At 69.2% G+C, this 5,509-nt stretch carries 7 protein-coding genes and 1 pseudogene; 5 read left to right on the top strand and 3 right to left on the bottom strand.

All coding sequences use genetic code 11. The features are described 5' to 3' along the window. The first annotated feature begins 117 nt into the window (after positions 1-117). From ACH4EB_RS38410 to ACH4EB_RS38395, 4 genes are read left to right on the top strand one after another with little or no spacing between them, the layout of a single operon-like run. The gene (locus ACH4EB_RS38410; RefSeq protein ID WP_398353172.1) at positions 118-498 is read left to right on the top strand and encodes a hypothetical protein; all 381 of its coding nucleotides are present in this window, start codon (positions 118-120) and stop codon (positions 496-498) included. Beyond that, complete coding sequence (locus tag ACH4EB_RS38405) at positions 428-1,141, top strand: DUF6192 family protein (protein WP_398353171.1); 714 nt, start codon at positions 428-430, stop codon at positions 1,139-1,141. The genes ACH4EB_RS38410 and ACH4EB_RS38405 overlap by 71 nt, the downstream gene beginning before the upstream one ends. A gap of 2 nt (positions 1,142-1,143) precedes the next feature. Then, positions 1,144-1,608 (top strand): RacP protein, encoded by a 465-nt coding sequence (locus tag ACH4EB_RS38400; protein WP_398353169.1) that lies wholly within the window; start codon positions 1,144-1,146, stop codon positions 1,606-1,608. Between the two features lie 19 nt (positions 1,609-1,627). After that, complete coding sequence (locus ACH4EB_RS38395; protein WP_398353167.1) at positions 1,628-2,602, top strand: IS5 family transposase; 975 nt, start codon at positions 1,628-1,630, stop codon at positions 2,600-2,602. A 606-nt stretch (positions 2,603-3,208) separates the two neighbouring features. On the opposite strand, the gene ACH4EB_RS38390 is transcribed toward ACH4EB_RS38395, so the two are convergent. After that, a complete protein-coding gene (locus tag ACH4EB_RS38390; protein ID WP_398353165.1) occupies positions 3,209-3,625 on the bottom strand; it encodes a hypothetical protein in 417 nt (138 codons plus the stop codon). Between the two features lie 491 nt (positions 3,626-4,116). Beyond that, positions 4,117-4,308, bottom strand: a complete 192-nt coding sequence (locus ACH4EB_RS38385; protein ID WP_398353164.1) for a hypothetical protein — start codon at positions 4,306-4,308, stop codon at positions 4,117-4,119. Positions 4,309-4,596: 288 nt separating this feature from the next. Between ACH4EB_RS38385 and ACH4EB_RS38380 the strand changes: the two genes are divergently transcribed. Then, complete coding sequence (locus ACH4EB_RS38380) at positions 4,597-5,046, top strand: RICIN domain-containing protein (protein ID WP_398353163.1); 450 nt, start codon at positions 4,597-4,599, stop codon at positions 5,044-5,046. 78 nt (positions 5,047-5,124) lie between these two features. Here ACH4EB_RS38380 and ACH4EB_RS38375 read toward each other — a convergent pair. Continuing rightward, positions 5,125-5,403, bottom strand: a pseudogene (locus tag ACH4EB_RS38375) (biliverdin-producing heme oxygenase); the annotation flags it as partial. Between the last annotated feature and the right edge of the window lie 106 nt (positions 5,404-5,509).

Here is a 5,509-nt window from a genome sequence, read left to right as displayed (position 1 = left end):
CGGTTGTGGTCGTTTCTTGAAAGCGCGGGGCGGCGGGGCGTTCGCTGGGGGTGTGCGGGCCGAGTCCCGTCTGCGCGGAGGTGAGGCTCCGTGCCGCGGCCCGCCAGGGGGGGCGCCATGCCCGAGACCATGGAGAAGGTCGGCAGCGTCGCGCGGGACCGCTACGAGGAGATCATGGCCGAGCTGCGCGCGCAGATGCGGGCGGATCACCGCATCCAGTTCACCGTCGGGGACCGCGCGCTGGAGATCGAGCCGATGCGCGGGCACGGCGGGTCGATGCCGAACGGGGACGATGACCTGTTCACGGTGGAGGAGTCGCTGCAACTGCTCTCGGAGGACACCGGGATTCCGGTGAAAACGATTGGAAACGATCCGCAAGCGGCGCTGGACCGCCTCGCGCTGGCCCAAGGAACAGCGGCGCGCGCACGTGCCCTTCTACCTGCACCAGACCCTCGCGGGAATCCAGGACGAGGCCGAGCGGTTCGCGGTGATCGATGATCCGCCCGAGGACCGGCACGGCCGCAAACGGTGGACGCCCGAGAACGCGAAACGCCGGGTCGGGCAGATGGTGGACCGGCCCGCCACCCCGCAGGAGAAGGTACGGGCCATCCACCACCTGGCCCGCGACGAGGAGGTGGCCGCGCAGGTCACCACCGACTTCCTGCGCCGCCCGCAGGTGGCCTCCCAGGTCGCGCCGCGGAAGGCACGGGTGGTCGAGGAGTTCACCCGCGACGACGACGTCGCGGCCGAGGCCGCCACGAACATGCTGCGCCGGCCGGCGGTGGCCAAGCGGGCCATGGCCGATGACACCACCCGCTTCCTGGTCAACGAGGCCCAGCAGCAGCACGACGAAGAGGCCCGGGAAGCCTTCCACCGCGACTCGCCCGTCGCGCCCACCATCCGCAAGATCAACCGGTCGCTGGAATTCCTCGACCTGGTCGGCGCCTGCCACGCCTTCGTCTCCGCGTCCGGCCGGGTGGTGCCCCGGCTGCGCGACCACAGACTCTCGGACGACGAACGCGCCATCATCCACGGGAACGCCGCGCGGGTGAAAGCCGCGCTGGAGTGGATCGAACACGCGGTCGACACCGGCGAAGTCGACCTGGAGGACGAGCACAGGCGCCTGCTGCGGAGCGAGTAGCCATGCCGCGCGGCCAGTCCCGCAAGGCCGCGGCGAAGAAGAAGCCGCGGCCCGCGCAGAAGGGAGACGCGGCCCGTCGGCACGCCGACCGCATCCGCAAGGCGCTGCTGGAGGCCCGGCCCGCCGGGCTGCACACGCCGCAGCTGATGCGGGCCTGCGCGCTGACCCGCAGCCAGGTCGCGGCCGGCATCGCGATGCTGCGCGACCAGGCCGCCGAGAAGCACTGGCCGCCCCTGGTCTGGACGCGGGAAGGGAGCTACTGCTTCTGCGGAGACCCGCATGAGCTGCGCCGCTACGAGATCCGGGTGACCAGCGAGTACCTGACCGAGATGCGCCGCCTGCACAGCGGCACGGTGGCTCCGCACGTCGAGCTGCATCCCACCGACCGGTTCGGGAACTACCTGATCACCCAGGTCAGCGCGCTGGAGACGACCCTCGACCTGATCGTCCACTACGCACCCCAGTGATCCAGCTCAAGAGGCAGACATGCGCCGCCGCACCTACCCGTCCGACACGGCGGTCGCCGAGTGGGCCGTCCTGGAGCCTTTGCTACCGATTCCCGCCTGTCAGACCCGCACCGGCGGGCGCCCGGAGAAGTGGCCCCGCCGCGAGATCGTCGATGCCCTGCGCTACCTGACGTTCGAGGGCTGCAAATACCGGGCCCTGCCACGGGACTTCCCGCCGTGGCGGACGGTCTACGGCTTCCTGGCGAAGTGGGCCGCCGCCGGCGTCCTGGGCACCATCCGGGACGATCTGCGGCGGCGGGTGCGGCAGGGCATGGGCCGCACCCCGGAGGCCGTGGCGATCGTCATCGACTCCCAGTCGGTCAAGGCCGCCGCCACCGTCGGCAAGGACTCCCGCGGCTTCGACCCGGGCAAACGGATCAACGGGAGGAAAAGACATCCGGTGGTCGACACCAAGGGCCTGCCGCTGCTGGTCATGGTCACCCCGGCCGACCTGCACGACTCCCACGCGGCGAAAGAAGTCCTCTTCCGGCTGCGGCTGATGCACCCCGAGCTGACCGTCGTCTGGGCCGATTCCCAGTACGCAGGAAAGCTTGTCACCTGGGCGAAGGACCGCCTGCACCTGACGGTCAAGACCGTCTCACGGCCCAAGGGCGCCGAGGGCTTCGTCCTGCTGCCGCGCCGCTGGGTCGTGGAGCGCTCACCGGGCTGGATCATGAACGCCCGTCGTCTGGTCCGCGACCACGAACGCCTTCCGCAGCACAGCGAGGCCCACATCACCTGGGCGGCGATCACGCTGATGACCCGCCGTCTGACCCAGCCCCCGGCCCGGGCTTTCGGTCCCGCCCCGCCGGGCGCATCCGCTCCAGCCAGGCGAGCCCCTTCACGATCTGCGCAGGGGACAGTCCCGTCTCCTGTTCCAGCAGCCGCGGAGGGACGCCCTCGGGATGCTTTATCACCGAGCGGGCGATCTTGCCTGCCCACAGCTCTTCGTTGACGAACGGCCGCCGGCGGAACCGTTCCTGGATCTTGTCCAGGCATTCCGGCGAGCACAGCATGACCATCCGGGTGCCGTCATTCTTGGGGTCTTCATAGATCGCTGAGAAGCTGTTTCACATCTTTTTGCGCAGGTCAAAGCCATGGTCCGCGAAGGTGACCCTGTTTCCCGTTCGGTTCGGCGTCCTCGGGACGGGCAGGCGAACGCCAGGGTGTCAGGCGGCTACCGTGAGCTGGTTCTGGGCCGGCGCTGCTGCGGAGCGGCGGTGCTGGCGGGCGAGGCGCCCCCTTCCGGGCCATAGGGGCACCGTACGACCACCGCCGATGTCGTTCGATGGTCTGGGCCTCGTGCGCGGAGTGCGCCACGCCCCATGGCCGATGGTGCCGACTATAGGCCGCAGTTCGTGAGAGGCGCATCGGAGACGATCCGGCCAACGAGCACAGCACGCCCAGGTCACCACGTGGTCCGAGCTGTGTGGCACCGCCCGCCGCCACGCCGACGACGTATGCTCAGCCGCTGCTTCTGGCCAATCGGGAAGAAACGTTAAGCCTTTGACCGGCACCGACAGGACACGCGACTTGTCATGCCAGGGCCCGAAACATTTTCTTATGCGAAACAGGGGGCGTGGGATGTGGTGACTTCGGCTGTGGTGCTCACGGAGAGCATCTTCACGAGGACATCGATCGGCAGGTCCTCCCCCTCCTTGACCCCGCTTTGAGCCAGGACCTTCTCGGCCGCGAAGAATTGGTTGGCCACACATGCGATCTCCGCTGGGTCGTCGGCGCCGCCACATTGGTTGAGGGCGGAGCCGACGGGGAGGCCGGCGGGGTTGCCGTTGGCGGCGCCAGTGCCGTGGGTGGTGGTGCCGTTGGCGCGGGCGCCGGTGTGCAGGTTGGCGCAGGAGGTGCCAAAGGCCGGGGAGAGAACATCACCGATACCGCCGGCTGCGGCGGGGGCCGCGGGGGCGAGGGCAGTACCCAGGGCTGTGGCGCTGACCGCCATGGCGATACGTCGATTGATCATGCCCGGGCAACGAGAGAGCCCCTGGTCACGTCACCGGGGTTCGTCTTGGTGGTGCCCGGCTGCGCTGCTCCATGCCTTCACTCGGCCGCCGGCATACCAGGGTCGATAGGGAGGCCGCGGAGTCAGCGCCGCCGCACTGGTTGAACGCGCTGCCGAAGGACAGGCCCAGGAGGTTGCCGGCGGCTGTGCCTGTGCCTGCGTTGGTGGCGCCGTCAGCGTGGGGACGGGTGTTGTGGTTGGCGCAGTTGGTGCCGAAGGCTGGGGAGAGGAAGTCCCCGATGACGCTGGCTGCGGCGGGGGTGGCGGTGGTGAGGGCGGCGCCCAGCTGTGGCGGTGGTGGCCAGAAGGGTGACCGCATAGCGCGTGGTCATGTCCGGCCACCGAGCCCAGCACCGCCCAGGACACCGCAACCCCCGAGCGGCATGGCACCGCCCGCCGCCACCCCGGCCCCGTACGCCCAGCCGCTGCTTCTGGCCGGTCGGCCAGAAGCGTCAAGCTCCTGATCTGCACCGATAGGACACGCGACTTGTCATGTCAGGACCCGAAACAGTTTCTGAGGAGTCCGGCAGCACCGTCAGCAGCGGGTCGTCGCCGTCGAACAGGCCCGGCTCCATGATCTTCCCGCACTCGTCGCAGTCGATCAGGCAGGGAAGCTCGTCATCCTCGTCCTCGTCGATCGCCATCGGCGGCCGGGCCGTTCTCGCGGAGGTCCGCGAGGGCTGGAGGTGACAGCGAACCCCCTGGCCGGCGGCGGGCGCCCGGTGTTGCCCCAGGCACATTGCACGGCGTGATCATGCCGGGATAGCGTGGGCGTCGGCCCCGATGCGCGTTTCGGTGCATGGGGTCCGAAGTCGCCATTTTTCATGTGATGTTGCGCACGCAGCACACGGACGCGCGGACGACGCATGACCACGCCCGTCGAGGCGGCGCAGCCGCTGTCGCCGCGGTCCGATTCCAGAGGGGGAAATCTTATGAAGAAGCGCCTGATAGGCACGTTCGTGGCCACTGCGGCCCTCGCGCCCGCGCTGATCGTCGGGGCCTCGGGGCAGGCGTTCGCCGCCGGCTCCACGGTCACCTGGAAGAACAAGGCCACCGGCAAGTGCCTGGCCTACTTCAACTACAAGGTCCGTACGACCTCCGCCTGCGGCGGGGCGAGCGCCAAGTGGACCGAGACCAAGCAGGCCGGCGGGACCTACACCCTGAAGCAGCAGCTCAGCGGGAAGTGCCTGGACAGCAACAAGCAGGGCGCCGTCTACGTCCAGGCATGCAACGGTGGCAACTACCAGAAGTGGCACGAGATCAAGGACTCCGCCGGCTGGCGGCTGAAGAACAAGGCCACCGGGCTCACCCTCGGCGTGGACAGCAACGGCCTCGCCTTCGCGGGCCCCGACGGCACCATCAAGCGCCAGCGCTGGAGCTGACCGCACAAGGCACCGAGCGGCGCACCCATCGGGTGCGCCGCTCGGGCGCGTCTGAAGGATCTCCGCGGCGACGCGGAATCAGGCGCTGAGCGGGAACTGCGCGCCCAGGTCCTGGAAGACCGCGGTGTTCAGCGCGAAGGCGTGCCGGCACTCGTCGATCACGCGCTGCTTCTCCAGATCGTCCAGCGGCAGCGCGTCCAGCAGCGCGCGGTACTCGCGCTTGAACGCGGCGGGGTTGCCTATGCCCTCGAAGACGTAGAAGCGCACCCCGTCGCCCTTGCGCGCGAAGCCCCAGGTCTTCTCGGCCGTACCGCGGATGATCTGGCCGCCGGAGAGATCGCCGAGGTAGCGGGTGTAGGCCACGGTGTCCTAGGAGTTGTCTTCAAATGTCACGCCCACATCAGGAGCGATGCGAGGGTGACGGCTGCTTGGTAGGACTCGGCGGTCTTCTCATAGCGGGTGG

Origin of the sequence: Streptomyces sp. NPDC018045, from assembly GCF_044327445.1 — a bacterium.
Lineage (GTDB): Bacteria > Actinomycetota > Actinomycetes > Streptomycetales > Streptomycetaceae > Streptomyces.
The sequence above is the reverse complement of the archived record's forward strand: the minus strand, read 5'-3'. Positions and strand labels throughout refer to the sequence as shown.